The organism is Aeromonas sp. R3-1 (genome assembly GCF_040908345.1).
GTDB classification, from domain to species: Bacteria; Pseudomonadota; Gammaproteobacteria; order Enterobacterales; family Aeromonadaceae; genus Aeromonas; species Aeromonas veronii.
Genome location: NZ_JBFODN010000225.1, coordinates 1 through 1,048 on the forward strand (window position 1 = coordinate 1; position 1,048 = coordinate 1,048).

Here is a 1,048-nt window from a genome sequence, read left to right on the forward strand (position 1 = left end):
GCCATGCCAATGGCCCGTCAGCCACCTCCCATTGGCTGTCAGCAGAAAATCATGCCCCCACGCGGCGGGATTAAATTAACCACTATTACTGACTTATTAATTGATTATTTATCCCGTTTGATACGCTCTCATTGCCCCTCTTACTATGCCTGCGACCTATCCATTGCCGATGCAACTATCGGCCTTCAAACTGGCATAGCAAAGTGGAAAACAGATGATCACCACAGACGGGAATAACGCAGTCGCCTCGGTGGCGTACCGCACCAGCGAAGTCATCGCCATCTACCCCATCACCCCCAGCTCGGCCATGGCTGAACAGTCGTCGGCCTGGTCGAGCGAGCGGGGCAAGAACCTCTGGGGGGATGTGCCTCGGGTTGTCGAAATGCAGTCGGAAGGGGGCGCCATCGCTGCCGTCCAGGGTGCCCTGCAGACCGGCGCGCTGGCAACCTCGTTTACCTCGTCGCAGGGGCTGCTGCTGATGATCCCCAACCTCTACAAGCTGGCGGGTCAGCTTATCCCCTTTGTGCTGCATGTGGCGGCGCGTACCGTGGCGACCCATGCGCTATCGATCTTTGGCGATCACTCGGATGTGATGGCGGTGCGCCAGACCGGCTGTGCCATGCTCTGTGCCAGCAATGTGCAGGAGGCGCAGGATTTTGCCCTGATCTCCCAGATAGCGAGCCTCAACAGCCGCCTCCCCTTTATCCACTTCTTCGACGGCTTTCGTACCTCTCACGAGATCGCCAAGATAGCGCCGCTCGCTGACGACACCCTGCGTGCCCTGCTGCCCGCAGATGCCATCCGTGCCCATCGTGACCGTGCTCTCACCCCCGACAAACCGGTCATTCGCGGCACCGCCGCCAACCCGGACACCTACTTCCAGTGCCGGGAGGCGAGCAATCCCTGGTATGACGCCGCCTATGGCCATGTGAGCGAAGCGATGCAAGCCTTTGGCGAGCAGACCGGCCGCTACTACCGGCCGTTTGAATATGTCGGCCACCCGCAGGCGGAGCGGATAGTGGTGCTGATGGGCTCGGCGATTGGCACC

At 60.4% G+C, this 1,048-nt stretch carries 1 protein-coding gene and 1 pseudogene; both read left to right on the plus strand.

Going from position 1 to position 1,048, the window contains the following annotated elements; all coding sequences use genetic code 11:
* On the plus strand, positions 1-237 hold a 237-nt coding region (locus AB5Y85_RS14515), incomplete at its 5' end, for a hypothetical protein (RefSeq protein WP_368221642.1).
* A pseudogene (locus tag AB5Y85_RS14520) lies at positions 215-1,048 on the plus strand (pyruvate:ferredoxin (flavodoxin) oxidoreductase); the annotation flags it as partial. The gene AB5Y85_RS14515 and the pseudogene AB5Y85_RS14520, both read left to right, overlap by 23 nt.